Below are 17020 nucleotides of genomic sequence, written 5' to 3'. Positions count from 1 at the left end.
GAAGCGGAAGAAGGCGCTGACGGGTGCTGCTTTTTCGATGACGAGGCGCCCCGCGTACTCGAGACCGACCGAGAGGCCGACGACGCAGATCGCGACCGGCGACCAGAGGCTTCCTCGCCTCGACGAGGACGAGCCGGGCGACCCGAAGACGACGAAGCCGCTCTCTCTTTACGAGAGGCGGCGGGACGTGTCGGTTTTTTTCGCGGATCGCGACCGGGGGCCGCGGAACGATCAGACGACGCCATCAGCGGGCTTGCCCTTTTCCCTCAGCACACGGCCCAGCGCTTTGGCCGCGGCAACTGAATAGTAGACCGTAACGCCCAGCGACAAAATAAGACCGGCATAGATGAACCAAATACCCCAGGAAACCGGTGCGCCGTTGAACCCGGGCAACCAGGAGAAATCGCACCAGCCTAAACCGGGAATAAGCGGCCAGTTCAACAGCAGCCCCGAAAAGCCAACGAACAAAAACGTGGTGGCGAACTTCCCGGGATAGATCACCGGAACGCGGATATGGAAGCGGGACAGCAACCAACCGCCGCCCACCAGCAAATAGGCGTCGCGCACTACCACGACGATAATGACCCACAGCGGGATGCGCCCCACTAAAAAGACGCCCAAAACACCCGTGATCATGAGGATGCGATCGACGGCTGGGTCGAGGATTTGTCCCAGGCGCGATACCGTATGGGTGCGTCGGGCAATCTGCCCGTCGAGGAAATCGGTGAAAGCCGACGCGGCAAACACGAGCGTGGCTGCCAGGTTGTAGCCGTTGAGAAGAAGAACCAGATACACGGGCACCATGCACAGACGAACAAAGGAGACCACATTGGCCAGCGTGAAGATTTTCGAAGTGACCTCTTCGGGGGCCTGAGGGGTGGTCTGTGGGTCGGGCATGCCCCTGCCTTTCTGTCTCTCAAAAAGTCCGGACTCCGTAGGGAGCCCGGACGGTCATGTCACTGTTCGATTTTATCAGAAGCGCGCTGCTTCCCCATGGTCACTCCGGAGTTCCTGACACTCCGTAGATTACAATTTGGTCACAAGGCCGCTTAAGCCGTGGCTTCAGCGGCGGCCGTCTCCTTTTTCGGATCGGGCACCGTTACCACCGTGCAGGACTGCGCCGTGGCCACGGCCGTGTAGGTGGGCTCCATGATCAGGCAGTGCTTCGGGCACTGGCGCACGCAGGAACCGCACTGTACGCAGCGGAACGGATCGATGGACCAGGTGCGCTCCTTCTTCTCCACCACAATGGCATCAGCGGGACAGCACTTCTGGCAGATGCCGCACAGAATGCAGCGGGCGGCATCGTTGGCCACGTGGCCCTTGAGGCCCGCCGGCGCCGGCTTCTGCTCGAAGGGGTACAGGATGGTCTCGGGCTTTTTGAACAGCGAGCCGAAGGTCATGCCTCCGAGTTTGAAACTACCCATGTCGGCCTACCTTTCCGTGCAGCTGATGCAGGGGTCGATGGTGAGAATGATCATGTTCACGTCCGCCAGATCGCAGCCCTTCAGGGCCACGGTCATACCCGCAAGGTTCTGCGAGGTGGGCGTGCGCATGCGCATGCGCTCCAGGTTCTTCGTGCCGTTGCCGCGCGCATAGTAGTAGCACTCGCCGCGGGGCTGTTCGAGCACGTTGGAGGCCTGGGCGCCGTCGGCCGGCGAGCCCTTCACGTCCACAGCGATGTCGCCAGCGGGCATCTTGGCCGCCAGCTCCTCGATGATGTCGATGGACTGAAGCACTTCCAGGCAACGCACCTTCACGCGGGCGAAGCAGTCGCCGCCGTTATCGGTGATCACCTTGAAGTCGGACAGATCGCCGTAGGCGCCGCGACCGAACATGCGCACGTCGTAGGCCACGTTGGAAGCGCGAGCGAAGGGGCCGACCATGGAAAGCTCCACGGCGTCGGCCTGGGACAGATAGCCCACGCCCACGGTGCGGTTCTTCACCGACGTGTCGGTGAGCAGGGTGTTCATGATGGTGGTGTACTCGCCGCGAATGCCCTCGAGCACCGAGCAGATCTCACGCATCATGGCATCATCGATGTCGCGCACCACGCCGCCTACCTTCACCACGGAAAGGATGACGCGGCCGCCGGTGGTCTTCTCGAAGATGTCGAGCACGCGCTCGCGCAGGCGCCAGCAGTGCATGAACATGGACTCGAAACCGAAGGCATCGGCCGCCAAGCCGAGCCACAGCAGATGCGAGTGAATACGGGACAGCTCGTGCCAAATGACGCGCAGGTACTCGGCGCGCTTGGGCACCTCGACGCCCATAAGCTCCTCGACGGTTTCCGCATAGCCCAGGGAGTGGCCCATGGCGCAGATGCCGCAGATGCGCTCGGCAATGTAGATGAACTGGTTGTAATCGCGCGTTTCCACCAGCTTCTCAAGGCCGCGATGGACGAAGCCGATCTGGGGAATGCAATCGACCACCGTCTCGTCCTGCACCACCAAGTCGAGGTGCAAAGGCTCCGGGAGCACCGGATGCTGGGGGCCGAAGGGAATGATTGTCGCCTTGCTCATGCCTACTCACCTTCCCCTTCTGCGTTCGCAGCCGCTTCTGCAGCCTTTTTCATCTTTGCTTCCATAGCAGCGCGCACCTTGGCGGCCTTCTCCGGGTCGAGGCCCGCAATCTTGGCTTCGATAGCGGCCTCGTCGATGACGGGGGCCGCGGGGGCCGGAGCCGGAGCTGCCTCAGCAGCGGCCTTCTTCATCTTCGCCTCCATAGCAGCGCGCACCTTGGCGGCCTTCTCCGGGTCGAGACCGGCAATCTTGGCCTGAATGGCAGCCTCGTCGATGACGGGGGCCGCCGCCGGGGCCTCGGCAGCCTTCTGAGCCGCCGCCTCCTTGGCAGCCTTGGCCGCGGCCACCTTCTTCGCCTTCTCGCGGGCAGCCAGCTGCGCCGGCGAGATGACCGTCATGGGAGCTTTCTCGGCCAACTGGTAGAAGTTGCCGCCGAAGTCGATGGCAATGCCGGCAATGTTGAGCCCGTAAAGATCGTGGATCTCGTTCTCGCAGACGAAGGCCTCGAGGTACACGTCGGTGATGGAGGGCACCACCTGCTCGACCGTCACGCCGCGCACCACCAGATTGTCGAGCACGCCATCGAGCATGTAGGAATAGACCAGGTCAACGCCGTTCTCGGTGTTCACTGCCAGAATTTGCACGTAGCGCCAGCCTGCCGCTTGACGCTCTGCCGCCGAGACATGGATGTCCTCGAAGGCAAGGTCCTTGAAGTCCTGGGAAAAGGTTGCCATGGTTACGCTCCCTTCTTGGCCGCTTTGAGGGCCTTCGACTTCTCGTCGAGCACGGCCACGCCCTGGACGATAGCGTCGATGAGCTGCTCGGGACGCACGGCGCAGCCCGGAGCGTACACATCGACGGGGATAGCTTGATCGACACCACCGATGACGTTGTAGCAATCATGGAAGACGCCGCCGGAGCAAGCGCAGATGCCACAAGCCACCACCACTTTGGGCTCGAGCATCTGGTCGTAGATCTCCTTCACCACGTTGATGTTCTGCTCGTTCACGCTACCCGTAACCAGGAAGATATCAGCGTGCTTGGGATTGCCCGTGTTGATGACGCCGAAGCGCTCACCGTCGAAGCCCGGGCACAAGGTGGCGAGCACCTCGATGTCGCAGCCGTTGCAGCTGGAGCCGTCGTAGTGGATGACCCACGGTGATTTTGAAGCAAATGCCATGGTAATCCCTCCTTACAGAAACGCGAGGACGGCCACGTTCACGCCGCCGGCGATAAGCGCCACGAGCCATGCCGACTTGAACATGAACTGCCACTTCACACGCGCGAAATTGTTGTCGATCCAAATTTCCAGGAAGTACACCAATAGCACGATGACCAGGGCGATAACAAGGGAGACGGGGTTTGCCCAGACAAAGAACATGCCGATCCAGCCTAGGAACAGGACGTTCTCGCACCAGTGCATGATCTCCACCAGACCCAAGGTGGGACCGGACATCTCCGTGGTCACCCCGCGGACAATTTCCTGATGGGCATGATGGGACATGGACAGATCGAAGGGCGACTTGCGCAGCTTGATGGTGAGGATGAACAGCACGCCCAGGAACACGAGCCAGATGGTGCACACCACCGGATGGCTGAGGCCGAGCACCGCTGCCACATCGAAGGAGCCCGACGCCTGGAAGAAAGCCACGGCCATCAACAGCACCATGGGCTCGTAGCACATCACCTGCAGTGTCTCGCGAGCCGCGCCCACCTCCGCGTAGGGAGAGCGGGTGGAGTAGGCCGCCATGATGAAGAACAGGCTGGACAGGGTGATGATGAACACGCACATAAGCAGGTTGCCGCCGGAGAAGAACACACCGCCGGCCACCACGGCGAACAGCAGCGCAGAGGCCACGTACACCGATTCCACGCTGTTCACCGACACACGCTCCTTCTCAAAGAGCTTGCGCACGTCGTAGTAAGGCTGCAGCAGCGGCGGTCCCACACGGCCCTGCATGCGGGCCGAGATGATGCGATCGAGACCGGCCAGGAAACAGCCGATGACCGGGCCCAGGATGGCAAACAGAAGGGTGCCGATAAGCATAGCGAGCAAAGACATTGATATCACACCCTTCCTAGAAGACGATGGGAGTCAGAACGAAGGCCACTACAAACGTAACGACCATGATGACCGAGTTGAACACCACGCCCACCGGAGCGATGCGCTTCTCTCCGAAGACCGCGTCCATGTACCAGTTGCGAGCCGAGGCCTCGGTAGTGCCGGACAGGGAGTTTTGGAACGAACGCGCGTCGTTGTCGCGGCTGACACCCGCCAGATACACGCCCACCCGACGCCCCTTCTGCTTGGAGCCCAGCCCCGAGAAGAGCACGATGACCACCACGGCCGTGCAGATGGAAGCCAGCCACAGGTTGTCGCCCGTGATGTCCTGACCCAGGGTGCCGTAGACCGAGTACACGTAGGGCTCCACGTTGAACGCGGAGATAAAGGGCAGGAACACGCAGGCTAGCACCAGCAGCACGGCCATGAGCAGCAGCGACACCCACTCGGTGGGACGCACCGTGGTCTCGACGTTCTGCGGATTGCCCGCGATGCCGGCCAGCTTGCCGAGCCACTTCGCCCAGAACATGAACGTGGCCGCCGAACCGAAGGCCAGAATAAGGATGAGGGCCACCTGGCGCGCGTCCACGAAGGACACAAGCGTTGCCCACTTCGCCATCAACATGCCGAAGGGCGCGATGAACATGCACATGATGCCCAGCATCATAAAGCGGGCCAAGCGGGGCATGCGATCGAACAAGAGGTCCATGTCCTCGATGTCGCGGCTGCCAATGTGGTGCTCGGCCGTGCCGACGCACAGGAACAGCAGCGACTTCGCAATGGCATGGAACAAGATGAGGAAGCACGCGGCCCACACGGCCTCAGCCGTGCCCACGCCGGCGCAGGCCGTGATCAGGCCCAGGTTGGCGATGGTGGAGTAAGCCAGCACGCGCTTGGCGTTCGACTGCGAGATGGCCATGAACGAGCAGAGCACGAAGGTAATGCCGCCCACCAGCATGACCATGAGCGAGGGCGTCGGGCACACCTGCATGATGGGGGCCAGCTTCACCAGCATGAACACGCCGGCCTTCACCATAGTGGAGGAATGCAGCAGCGCACTGGTAGGCGTGGGGGCCACCATGGCGCCGAGCAGCCACGTTTGGAAGGGCATCTGAGCAGCCTTCGTGATGCCGGCAAAGGCCAGCGCCGTCACGGCCAGGGTAACCAGGGCCGGGTTGTTCACGCCGATGACGAGGAACTCGTAGAACGAGAAGGTGCCCACCGTCAGGGCGCAGGAGTACAGCGCCACCAAAAAACCCAGGCCACCGGCAAGATTCATGATGATCTGACGGAAGGCATTCTTGATGGCCTCCTCGGTGCGCGTGTAGCCGATGAGCAGGAACGAGCAGAGCGTGGTGACCTCCCAGCCCGTGAACATCCATTCCATGTTGTTGGCGAACACGATGAGGAACATGGCCGACAGGAACACGAACATGAGGGCGAAGAACATCGGGCGGCGATCGGGGGCATCCACGGGCTCATGGGCCTGGAAATCTTCCATGTAGCCCAGTGCGTAAATGCAAATGCCCGAGCCTACCACGCCGATGATGAACACCATCAACAGCGACAGCGAGTCGAAATAGAGGCCGTAGGGCACCTCGATCTCATGGGCGAACGCAAACTCGAGCACGATGGCGCCCACCACCTGCACCACCGCCAGCACCGCTGCCCACACGTTCTTGTAGCGAACGGCGAACCAAATGATCGTGGCGGCGATGAGGCAGCTGATTCCCGTGCAAACGAAATCGAGCACCTCGCTCTCAAATTCGAAGAGCGTGCACGAAGCCCCCAGATTGAGCACCACCATGATGACCGACGCGATGCCGATGACGACACCGGATACGCACACCACGATGTTACGCACCTTGTCCTGCTTAACGAACAGCAGCACTGCCGCGACAATCAGGGGGAACACAATGAGAAATCCGAGCAATCCAAGGCTGAATTCCATGCAGGATCCTCCTTACCCTAATTCGGCCCCTTTCGCCTTTATTTGCCGACGAAAAGAACAAGATCCCGAAGGACCTGGACAGTACCTTAGCAAAGGAGGCGCAGGTGGGCGTTGCCACTTGGGGGCCTTGGGGCTATTGCTCGGTAAAGGGTGGAGAAATTTTGTGCACGTGCGCTAGCTGGGAGGCTTTGGTGGTTGCTCAATCTGGCCGCTCCCGCTTGCTCGGCCTTCGGCCTTGCGCGCGGTTGCTGGGTGGTTCCGGGTTGCTCCACCTGGCCGCGGACGGCCCCGCTGCCCCACTCCGGGCACGCGCCGCTCCGCTGCTCGCTTCGCTCGTGCGCTGCGCTCCCTCATGCATTTACTGGGCGACCTTCGGTCGCTTTTTCTTTTGGTGTTCAGACGGTGCCCTGCGGGGGCGGCGGGGCCGTCCGCTACTCCCCTGCTGGCTGGCGGGGCTGATCGAACTTGGATCCAAGCGCGGCGCCGGCTGCGGCGCCCAGGAGCGCTGGGATGAGCCAGCTGAAGCCGTATTCGTAGAGCGGGGCTGCCTCGACGAAGCTGAGAGCGCCGGTCAAATCGTTGACGGTGAGCATGAGGCTGGCGACCACGGCGGCCAGGGCCGCGCCTTTGAAAGTCCAGGTGCTCTTGATGTGCTTGCGGAACAGAAGCAGGATGACGGTAATCATGAAGGGCGGGCAGATAACCGAGAGGATGGGGGCCGCCATGTTGATGATGTTCGTGAGGCCCAAATTGCAAATGAGCAGGGCGATGACCACAACGCTGATGAGCCCCGCTCGGTAGCTGATGCGGCGGTTGGAGATGCGCTCGACGTATTCGGCCGTGGCGCCGCACAGACCTACGGCGGTGGTGAGGCACGCGAAGCCGACGACAACGCCGAGTACGATAAGGCCCACAGGGCCCATCAGCTGCTCGGTGATGAGCGTGATGAGCGTGGCCTGGTTCACATCATGCGGCACCACCGTGGCAGCCGTGGCGCCCAAGTAAGTAAGGCCGCCGTAGATAAGCGTTAGCAAGATGCAGGCCACCAAGCTGGCGCGGGCCGTCACCGACAGCTGATCGCGGGCCGATTGATAGCCAGCAGCGCGCACTGATTCCTGCACGATGATGGCAAAGCCCACGACGGCAAGAATGTCCATAGTCTGATACCCGGCCGAAATGCCGTCGGCTACCACGGTAGCGGACTCAGGCGCTACCACCGGGCCCAGCGGATCGGCGATGCCCGACACCACCATGATGATGATGCCCACTACCAGCACCGGGGTAAGGATCTTGCCGACAATGTCCACAATACGGGTGGGGCGAATGGTCAGCGCAAGTACCACGGCGAAGAACAGCAGCGAAAAGGGCAGCAGTCCGATGGCGTCGCCCAAAAGCGGCGCGATGGCCATCTCGTAGGTAGTAGCCGCCGTCCGCGGCGGGGCGATAAGCACGCCGGTGCACAAAATGGCGGCACTGTTGAGTACCAGACCGGCTCGCTTACCCAGCACTCCCTGGATAGACAGAATAGAGCCGCCGGCAGCGTTGATGGCGTAAACGCCAATACAGGAAATGACCACGTCGACGAAAACGAAGCACGCCAAGCCCAACGGCCACTCGAAGCCGCTTTCCATGCCAAGAAACGGCGGAAAGATCAGATTACCCGCGCCGAAGAACATGGCGAACAACGCCAAGCCTACGACGAGCGAATCTTTGTTCATGCTTCCTCCCAAAACAACAGCGGTCTCCTGCGATTTTCTCTATTCTCGCAGGAGACCGCTGAATTTATGCGCTCATCCTAAAACGGCACAAAATCGTAAAGGGAACCGGAAGAAGCGGGGCCTAGCAACCGGCCGTAGCCAAGGCCTGCTCGTCGAGGGCGATGAGCACGGCGTCCTCCTTGGCATTCTGCAGCAGCACCGGCAAGTCGATGGCCTCGAAGAAGGCCTGGCGCTTCCCGTCGTCACCATCGGCCAAGACAATGACATCGGCCCCTTCCACCAGAGGTTTTGCCACATTCTCGGTCTCGCGCTGCAGAATACGCAGCTCACCCACGGGAACATCGGCCTTCGTGAGCGCCGAGCAAAAATCCATGCCCAGGTTCTCGATGAACGTATCGTCATCGGGATCAGCAGCAATCATCAGCAGCCGCGGATTCTCCGGCCAAACACCGGCCACGTCCTCGGGCAGCGTGCACGTAGGCTTGAGCGAGGCGAAGCGGTACAGACCGCGGATTTCGTAATCGCAGGGATCAACGGCCACAATGGTTTTTTTCATGGTTGCATCCTCCTTGTTTTTGCTTGGCATCAGCCTACCATACCCTCCCCTCTTCGATTCATTGGCATTTATCACAAGCTATCGGAAGCTGTCGTTTTGCAGCTCTGGTACGCGAACGCTCGCTACGAAAATGCCACTCGATGATTTTGGCGAAAAAACTCTTGCAAACGTGAAAAGGGAAGGTTACTATAGACAAGCTGTTTGGGCGAGAGCCTAAAAGCCAACGGGTTGTGGCGCAGTTTGGTAGCGCACTTGACTGGGGGTCAAGGGGTCGCAGGTTCGAATCCTGTCAACCCGACCATGAGACTTAAGAGGCTCCGTCGATATAAGATATCGACGGAGCCTCTTGCTTTACCGAAGTCTTTGCACAGGTGGGGTTTACAGGCATCTTAGCTGCACCCCCCCCCCGGCAGAAACCCTGCACTTCCTCGCCAATGTTTTCCCAGCTGCACACCAACAATGGCTGTTGACATCTGGAATGACAACAGAGCAGATACCCATCTCACCCGGATTAGTCTCAAGTACAAAAACAGCGGGGCGCCCTCCCCTCGGAAAGCGCCCCACCTCACTCGTTGTCTCGATCTCCTTCTTTAACGCTCAGTCCCGTCACCGAACAGCAGGTCGTGCTCCAGGCCGACGATTTGGGAGCGCGCCTGTTCGCGCAGGTTGTTCAAACTGGCCAGATACTGGCGATAGAGCACCACCGTCAGGTAGCGGCCGCGCGGGGTCAAGGTCAGCTCGTCGTCGTTGTCGGTGGCGAAGGCGCCGTTGAGGCGCATAAAGGCCATCTCCGCGGGAAGCCCCCGCTCGACGCTGACACCGAAGTCGCGCTCGAACTCGTGCTTGTCGAAACGCAGAGCGTAAAGCTGCAGCAGGAACTTGTAACGCATCATGTCGCGGCGCGAGATAACCGCCTGGCCCAGCAGGGGCGCCTGGCCCTCGGCCAGCTGGCGACCGTACTCTTTCAGGTCAAACGTATTCACCAGCAGCCTATGATCGAGATGGGTAATGGAGCCGCTGCCGATGCCCACGCACTCCTCGTAGGACACGGCGTACTCGTCCACTTCCAAATGCTCGGTGCGCTCTTGATTCTCGTCGAGGCGATTAAAGGTCCACAAGGTGCGACGCTCGAAGAACGGATGCTCGCCGCCGGCCAGCACCTCGTCGATAATATGGTAGAAGCGACGCTCCTTCTCGTAGTCCATCTTGCCCAGAACGTTCTCCATCTTGCGCGTGGTGGCGTGGGACTGGTACAGCGGCGAGAAGGTGGTCTGGTCGCAGCCGCAGAGCGTGATCTTCTCCAAATCGCTGAACAGGATATCCTCGGTTTGCGAGGGGAAGTTGAAGATCATATCCACATTCAAGGATTCGAAATATGGGGCCGTCTCGCCAATGCGCTCGAAAATCTTCTGGCCACTGCCGTATTTCTCGTAGCGGTCCATCTGCTTGAGCAGTTCGTCGTCGAAGCTCTGCACCCCTACCGAAAGACGCTGCACGCGGCCCTTCAACTTATCCAGATAGGCCGGAATAAGGTGGTTCGGGTTCGTCTCGGAGTTCACCTCGCGAATGGAGAAGAGCTCGCGGGCCAGATCGATGGTCTCGCACAGCTCGTCGATGTCCACCGTCGGCGTGCCGCCTCCCACGTACATGCTCTCGAAATCATAGCCCTGATCGGCTAGCATGCGCATTTCCTTGCGCAGCGACGCGAAATAGTCGCGCGCTCGCTCCTCGCGATAGGGAAAGCGGTTGAAGCTGCAGTAGGGGCACAGACGCTCGCAGAAAGGCACATGGGCGTAGAGCGTATAAGGGCGACCGGGCACGGGATCGGGAAGCTTATCCTGGCTGGGGGGTTTCAGGGTCAACTGGTTTTTTGCCAAGGTGCCGACGACACCCGTAAGCAAACGCTCGGAAAGCATAGATCTCCTTCAGCTCGTCAGTTTGCGCCCTGCACCTCCCCCGATTGCGTGACGCATTTCAGTAAGTGGTGTCATCCTATCACTGCGACCGACGAAGCCCGAAATTTATTGCTGATTGCTTACGTCATCGTAAACTTTACACATTGCACGAAAGAGCAGACGGCACCCTAGCGCTCGGCCGCGTCCCATCCGGGCTTGCCCACGCCGCCCTGCTCGATGGTATCGAGCAGCCCCTGGCGATCGAAGACGCCCACCTTCCGATAGATATTGCTCACATGGTGCTTGGCCGTGCCCTGGGCAATATGAAGCTCCTCGCTGAGATAGGGCACGGAGCGCCCGCGCGCCAGCAAAACGAGGACCTCGGATTCCCGATTCGTCAAATGGCACATCTTGGCAATGGCCGCGCACTTCTCTTCCAAAGAGGCATCGACCTGCTGCGCACGGGGCGTCACGTAGAGCCGCTGGACGTCCGCCACGGTGAAGAACAACATACCGATGATGGCGAGGGCCAGCAAGGTCACCAGCAGCACATCGGTGCGCAGGGCTTCCGACCAGAACACCGACCCCATCAGGCCGTTGGCGCCAATGGAGCCGAACAGGGTGCCGGTGCGCGCCACCAAAATTGTCAGACCGAAGGACATGGCCACCGAGATACGCCCACGAAAAGCCACGTCCGTGGAAACGAGCATCATGAGCATGTCCAGACAGTAGATGCCCATGATGATGAGACCCGATCCTAAAAAGGGGTAGAGCGGCGGCTGCAGCAAAAGGAACACCAAACCCACGGCCATGGCCGGGAGCACGGGCCGGTAGAGGGAGAGCGCCTCGGCTGGCGCGGGCGACACCATCATCGAAAGCGTAATAGCGGCAATGCCCGCCCCCGCCAGGATAAGAGACTTCGCCGTGAAGTCGGCATCGCCTACGGCAAACGAGCCGATAACGCCTTGGCTGAGGCCCCAGGCCAGACTCAGGATAAAGATGCTGACCAAAAGGCGACGCACGGGAACCGTCGCGATATCAAGGGGAATAACCGAAGGCTCACGTCGCGGCTCGTTGCGGCAGGCCGCCAAAATAGCGGTCGAGGCCACCGGCATCGCCGCCGTGGCAGCTACCGCCAAGGGCGCCGGCATCCAATAGATGAGAAAGAACAGCACGAAGGCAAACGTATACGAGGCATAGAGGTGACGCCCGACGCGCCCGGTAGCCAGGGCGCTCCATAGCTCGCCCCACATAATAAGAAGAAGCGCATTGCCGAACGAGGCCAGGAGCGCCCCTCCGACAAAGAGCCCCAAGCCCAGCCAGCCGCCCGCGGAGCCGAGAGCAATGGGCATCACCACCGTGCCCACGGCCGTTGTAGCCGCAGCCGCCACAAACGCGCTGCGCCGGCCGAGAAACGGAGCCCAACGACGCGACAGCAACACCACTGCAGCGTAGCTGACAGTGATAAACACCAGCAGAAGAAGCAGAGGATTGCCGAAGGGAACGACCACCTCGACGGAGGGCACGATAAAGGTCGTGCACATAGCGACCATCTGCCATACCTGCCAAAAGCCAAGGCCTAGCAAGCGCCAATCGGCCGACCATCCGCTCTCCCTCAAAACGGTGATAAGACGCCCTCGAGGGCGCGGTTGCGAAGAGGCCGCCTCGCTGGCCGTCTCCGGGGTGTGTTGCTCCATAGGTATCCCTCCCTGACGTGCCCTCTCTTTCCGCTCAGCTCCGCGGGAAGTGCGAACGTCTCCCAACGTCCCTCGTCCGCTGCACGTCTTGCTAAATCTAACTCAAAAGAACGCCTCCCAACAAGGAAAGTCCTATTTTCCTATGGGCCGATTTGGCCCATTTTGGGTCTGATCGGGGAAATGTACCGTTTCGCAAGATGCTCGTTGACAGCTTGTCATGGAAGAATGCGTCCTGGGAGGGATGCCGCGGACTTCTTGAAACCAGTCCTCGGCTCCCCGATAAGTTGAGGCGAAGTGAGGGCTTCGCCAAGGAAACGGAAGGGGTTTCAATGTCTGAAATCACTAACAAGGGCCTGTCCCGCCGCGCCTTCTTGGGCATGGGCGCTACCGCGGCCGTGGCTGCCGGTGCCGCCGGTCTCGTGGGCTGCGCTCCCGCCGCCCCGGCTGAGTCCGGCACGGCCGCGGGCAGCAGTGAGAACTTGGCCGCCACGGGCAAGGCACAGTACGAGTGGGAGATCGCTCCCGAACCCATCACCGACATCGCCAGCACGGTCGATACCGACATCCTGGTGATCGGCGCTGGCCTCGCCGGCTGCGCGTGCGCCGCTGCCGCCGCTGAAAAGGGCGGCAAGGTGACCGTCGTCGAGAAGTCCGAGAGCTGGAACGGCCGTGGCGGCGGATTCGGCGCCATTAATTCCCGCTACATGGAGGACCTCGACGTCAAGGTGGACAAGGTGAACGCCAAGCAGCACTGGATCGCCCAGTGCGCCAGCCGCGCCAACGAGGATCTTATCGTGAAGTTCTTCAACAACTCCGAGGAGGCCTCCAACTGGCTCATCGACAAGGCCGAGGCCAAGGGCGGTTCCGCCATGGTGGGCGCCTTCTACAGCCATGACGACGTTTACGCCGAGCAGCCGGGCTACCACATGTTCATGTTCCCCGAGGATACCGATCTCACCTCCACGGGCTTCGCCGGCGCCGAGCTGTGCTACCTTGACGCCGTGCGCGACGGTGCCGAGTTCGTGTTCAACTCCCCCGCCGTGCAGCTTCTCAAGGACGAGTCCGGCAAGGTAACCGGCTGCATCTGCGAGACCGGCGAGGGCTACGTACAGTACAACGCCGCCAAGGGCGTCGTGCTGGCCACGGGCGACATCGGCGGCAATGTGGAGATGTGCGAGGCCTATGCCCCCATCTGCGTCGAGTACGGTCAGCCCCGCAGCCAGTACACCCCCGCCGGCGTGAACACCGGCGACGGCCACAAGATGGGCATGTGGGTCGGCGCACAGCTGCAGGACCTGCCCTTCCCCACCATGATGCATCCCCAGGCTTTCTGCTGGTTCCACGGCCCCTTCCTGTTCGTGAACGACAACGGCGAGCGCTTCATGTGCGAGGACACCTGGGTGCAGGGCAAGTCCCTGGCCATCAACCGCCAGCCCAACGGCGAGGCCTGGTCCATCTTCGACGCTAATTGGCCCACCGACCTGGTGAAGGGCCTGCCCTATGGCGGCGGCATGTTCTGGGACTCTTTCCGCCCCTACGGCAGCGACCTTGAGCTGGCCCCCGAGTACTTCAAGACCCAGATCCCGCTGTACATCGAGCAGGGCATTGCCTACGAGGCCGACACCATCGAGGACCTGGCTGCTCAGATCGGCTGCGACCCCGCGACCCTGACGGGCACCGTCGACCGCTACAACGGCATGTGCGAGGCCGGCGAGGACACCGACTACTACAAGAAGCCCGTGTTCCTGACCCCGGTCAAGGAAGGCCCCTTCTACGCTCTGAAGGTCGGTCCCGCGCTGCTGGCCGTTACCGGCGGTCTCAAGTGCAACACTGACTTCCAGTGCCTGGACGCCGAGGGCAACCCCATCGAGGGCCTCTATGTGCTGGGCAACGTCATGGGCGACATCACCGCTGTGGACTACCCCATCAACGTGGCGGGCAACAGCCACGGCCGTTGCATCACCTACGGCTACCTGCTGGGCCACGACCTGGCCGGCGCCTAAGCAGCGCCCATAGCGCTCGGCGAGCACCTTCGCTCGCTCCAACGCACCAACTTCGGCTTGCCAGCGGATACCCTCCCAATCCGCTGGCAGCACCTTCAGGAGCCCTTCGGGGCTCCTTTTGCTGCGAGGGGAAAGCTGCTCCGAGCGAACAACGGCATAGCGATCCGCGCTCGGCACGTGCAGACATGCACTTACGACGAGCACTTGGGTTTGGACTTGGACTTGGACTTGGACTTGGACTTGGACTTGGACTTGGGATCAGGCTTAGGCCCAGGCTTAGGCTCAGAATCGAGCTCAGACTTATGCCTCGTCTCCCACATGGGGAGCCAGCAGGTGCGTGAGCACGCGCACATGGGCGCGGGAGCGGTTGAGGCACGGCACGTAGATGAAGTCATCCTCGATCTCCTGCCGGGCGTGGTTGCCGCGCAGGTAGTCCTCGGCGGCCTGCTGGCGGCGCTTCGTGCGGAAAACGTCGCGATGGGCCTCTTCATGGCAGGAGGCTACGGTTTTTCCCGTATTCTCCAAGGCACCGGGCTCTTCATCAGCATCGACGAAGTCGCCGGCCAGCGCCGCCCGATACAACGGCTCCAGCTCGTAGGGAATGTCGTAGAGCGTCTCCAGGCAGTCCACCGAGAAGTTGGGGCACACTATGAACAAGCGGCTGCCAGGCTCGGCGGCCTGGGCCAGGCGCACCAGCGTGGGCCGGGTGAAGGGCGAGAGCCACGTGCGACCCTTATCGAAACGGCTTTGGTAGCTGATGGTCCACCGGCGCCGATCGAGGCCGAGCTCACCGGCCACGGCCAAGCTGGTTGCCCCCGTCTGCAGCTCGTAGGTGTCGTCCGCCTCGATGTCCTTGAGCGGAATGGAGTGGAACGAGAACAGAAGGCGATCGTTGGAATCTTCACGGAAGCCGGCATTGCGAACGGAGGCGGCAATGGCGCGCACGTAGACAGCGTCCTCGCTGTAGCCTTCGATGACCTCTACCGGATGCTTCCACCGCGCACGGCGCACGGCCTTGTGCAGCGCATCGGTAACCGAGCCCACCGTCGAGTAGGCCGTTTGGGGATACATGGGAAGCACCACGAGCTGCGTGCAGCCCGCTTGCTTCAGCTCCTTAACAGCCTGCTTGAGCGAGGGCTTGCCGTAGCTCATACCTGCGCGCACTTCCACCGGAAGGCCGCGTTCGGCGTAATACTCGTTCAGCCCGCGTTCGAGCGAGCGGTAAATGACGTTCAGCGGCGACCCTTCGGGCATCCAGATTTCCTCGTACTTGGCCGCCGAAGCCTTGGCGCGCTTGCGCAGGATAACGGTATGGAGCAGGCACCACCATATGGGCCGCGGCATGGGACAGATGCGCCGATCCATAAGGAACTGCCCCAAGTACTTCTTCACGGCCTTGGGCGTAGGAGCCGCCGGCGTGCCCGTGTTCGCAATAATGACACCGATTTTCGGGGCGGCCAGGGCCTTGTTCTTGCGACGCGCACGTTTAGTCATGGAATACCTGGCCTTCCACGGACGGGGTGGGAGCGGACGCCATAAGAGTGGCCACCTCGCGCCCCGCTTCGGTTTTTCCCAGCGAACGCGGAGCCAAGCTATCGAGGGCCTCCTGCAAATCCCGCGGCAAGTTGTCGGCGAAGGAGAGCGGCTCCCCCGTTACCGGGTGCTCGAAGGCAATGCTGTAGGAGTGCAGGAATTGGCGCTCGAGCCCCAGCTGGGCACGGGCATCCCGCGGGCCGTGGGCGTTGTACACCGGATCGCCCACAATGGGATGCTTCGTGTACTGCATGTGCACGCGAATTTGATGGGTGCGTCCCGTGAACAGCTTGCACTCGATAAGGCTGTAGCCGTCATCGCGCGGGCCGTGCTCGAAGCGCTCCAGCACCCGGAAGGTGGTAATGGCCTCCCGCGCCGAGGGCACATCGCGCACGGCCATGCGCGTGCGCTCGTTGGCCGAACGGGCAATGGGCGCGTCGATCATGCCGGTGTCGTGGGCCATAATGCCGTGCACCAGGGCAATGTAGTGGCGATCCACAGCGCGGTCCTGGATCTGCGCCATGAGTTCCTCGCCCGCCAGGTTGGTCTTCGCGGCCAGCATGAGCCCCGAGGTGTCGCGGTCGAGGCGATGGACGATGCCCAGGCGATCGGCTTCTTCTCCCTGCACGTTGCAGAGGTTCTCCTCGCCGCAATGCCAAATAAGGGCATTCACCAACGTGCCGTGGGAATGATCCACGGAAGGATGGCACACCAGGCCCACCTGCTTGGAAATCACCAGCATGTCGTCGTCCTCGAAGCGCACATCCAAATCGATGGGCTCGCCATAGACCACCACGGACTCGGGCTCGTCGTCCACCTCGTAGACGACGGTATCCCCGGCAGCCACCGCATGCTTCTTCGACACCGTCTGGCCGTTCACGAACACACGGCCCTCCTCGATGGCGCGCGCGGCTGCCGAGCGACTGGCATAGAGACCTCGCGCCGCGCAAAGGGCGTCAAGACGGCTGCCGGCATCTTCGGCAGCTACGATATGGCATAAGGAGCGTTGCATAGGTCCATTCTATCCTTGAGGTTCGTTGGTCTCATCGCTCGAATAGGTGATACGTGCGAACGGCAGTCTGG

At 61.4% G+C, this 17020-nt stretch carries 14 protein-coding genes and 1 tRNA gene; 2 read left to right on the top strand and 13 right to left on the bottom strand.

Features of this window, described 5'->3' with window-relative positions:
* Nucleotides 1–231: 231 nt before the first annotated feature.
* From QZ307_RS03235 to QZ307_RS03195, 9 genes are all read right to left on the bottom strand, one after another.
* Entirely contained in the window at nt 232–897 is a 666-nt protein-coding gene (locus tag QZ307_RS03235; protein WP_295995776.1) for a CDP-alcohol phosphatidyltransferase family protein, read from the bottom strand.
* 152 nt (nt 898–1049) lie between these two features.
* A complete protein-coding gene (locus QZ307_RS03230) occupies nt 1050–1427 on the bottom strand; it encodes a 4Fe-4S dicluster domain-containing protein (protein ID WP_295995773.1) in 378 nt (125 codons plus the stop codon).
* Nucleotides 1428–1433: 6 nt separating this feature from the next.
* Complete coding sequence (locus QZ307_RS03225) at nt 1434–2522, bottom strand: nickel-dependent hydrogenase large subunit (RefSeq protein ID WP_295995770.1); 1089 nt, start codon at nt 2520–2522, stop codon at nt 1434–1436.
* Nucleotides 2523–2524: 2 nt separating this feature from the next.
* Entirely contained in the window at nt 2525–3256 is a 732-nt protein-coding gene (locus QZ307_RS03220; RefSeq protein WP_295995766.1) for an NADH-quinone oxidoreductase subunit C, read from the bottom strand.
* A gap of 2 nt (nt 3257–3258) precedes the next feature.
* Nucleotides 3259–3702 (bottom strand): NADH-quinone oxidoreductase subunit NuoB, encoded by a 444-nt coding sequence (gene nuoB, locus QZ307_RS03215; RefSeq protein ID WP_275207770.1) that lies wholly within the window; start codon nt 3700–3702, stop codon nt 3259–3261.
* 12 nt (nt 3703–3714) lie between these two features.
* Nucleotides 3715–4584, bottom strand: coding sequence for a complex I subunit 1 family protein (locus QZ307_RS03210; RefSeq protein WP_295995763.1), 870 nt, complete (start codon nt 4582–4584; stop codon nt 3715–3717).
* 16 nt (nt 4585–4600) lie between these two features.
* Entirely contained in the window at nt 4601–6535 is a 1935-nt protein-coding gene (locus QZ307_RS03205; protein WP_295995760.1) for a proton-conducting transporter membrane subunit, read from the bottom strand.
* Between the two features lie 431 nt (nt 6536–6966).
* Nucleotides 6967–8253 carry a branched-chain amino acid transport system II carrier protein gene (brnQ, locus tag QZ307_RS03200; protein ID WP_295995758.1) on the bottom strand — a complete coding sequence of 429 codons (1287 nt, stop codon included), beginning with the start codon at nt 8251–8253 and terminating at the stop codon, nt 6967–6969.
* Nucleotides 8254–8374: 121 nt separating this feature from the next.
* A complete protein-coding gene (locus tag QZ307_RS03195) occupies nt 8375–8809 on the bottom strand; it encodes a hypothetical protein (protein ID WP_295995754.1) in 435 nt (144 codons plus the stop codon).
* 224 nt (nt 8810–9033) lie between these two features.
* On the opposite strand from QZ307_RS03195, the gene QZ307_RS03190 reads away from it, so the two are divergent.
* A tRNA-Pro gene (locus QZ307_RS03190) sits at nt 9034–9110 on the top strand.
* Between the two features lie 289 nt (nt 9111–9399).
* Here QZ307_RS03190 and QZ307_RS03185 read toward each other — a convergent pair.
* Complete coding sequence (locus tag QZ307_RS03185; RefSeq protein WP_295995751.1) at nt 9400–10725, bottom strand: coproporphyrinogen III oxidase family protein; 1326 nt, start codon at nt 10723–10725, stop codon at nt 9400–9402.
* Nucleotides 10726–10892: 167 nt separating this feature from the next.
* Nucleotides 10893–12401, bottom strand: coding sequence for a LuxR C-terminal-related transcriptional regulator (locus QZ307_RS03180; protein ID WP_295995748.1), 1509 nt, complete (start codon nt 12399–12401; stop codon nt 10893–10895).
* 329 nt (nt 12402–12730) lie between these two features.
* Here QZ307_RS03180 and QZ307_RS03175 point away from each other — a divergent pair, with 329 nt between their 5' ends.
* Nucleotides 12731–14404 carry an FAD-dependent oxidoreductase gene (locus QZ307_RS03175; protein WP_295995745.1) on the top strand — a complete coding sequence of 558 codons (1674 nt, stop codon included), beginning with the start codon at nt 12731–12733 and terminating at the stop codon, nt 14402–14404.
* Nucleotides 14405–14704: 300 nt separating this feature from the next.
* Here the strand turns inward: QZ307_RS03175 and hemH are convergent, their stop codons facing one another.
* Together hemH and QZ307_RS03165 are read right to left on the bottom strand one after the other, a co-directional pair.
* On the bottom strand, nt 14705–15898 hold the full coding sequence (hemH, locus tag QZ307_RS03170) for a ferrochelatase (protein ID WP_295995742.1): 1194 nt from the start codon (nt 15896–15898) through the stop codon (nt 14705–14707).
* Entirely contained in the window at nt 15891–16949 is a 1059-nt protein-coding gene (locus QZ307_RS03165; protein ID WP_295995740.1) for an RluA family pseudouridine synthase, read from the bottom strand. Before QZ307_RS03165 ends, hemH begins: the two co-directional genes overlap by 8 nt.
* Nucleotides 16950–17020: the final 71 nt, after the last annotated feature.

It is taken from the genome of uncultured Adlercreutzia sp. (genome assembly GCA_910585575.1).
In the GTDB taxonomy this organism is placed as follows: domain Bacteria; phylum Actinomycetota; class Coriobacteriia; order Coriobacteriales; family Eggerthellaceae; genus Adlercreutzia.
The sequence above is the reverse complement of the archived record's forward strand: the minus strand, read 5'-3'. Positions and strand labels throughout refer to the sequence as shown.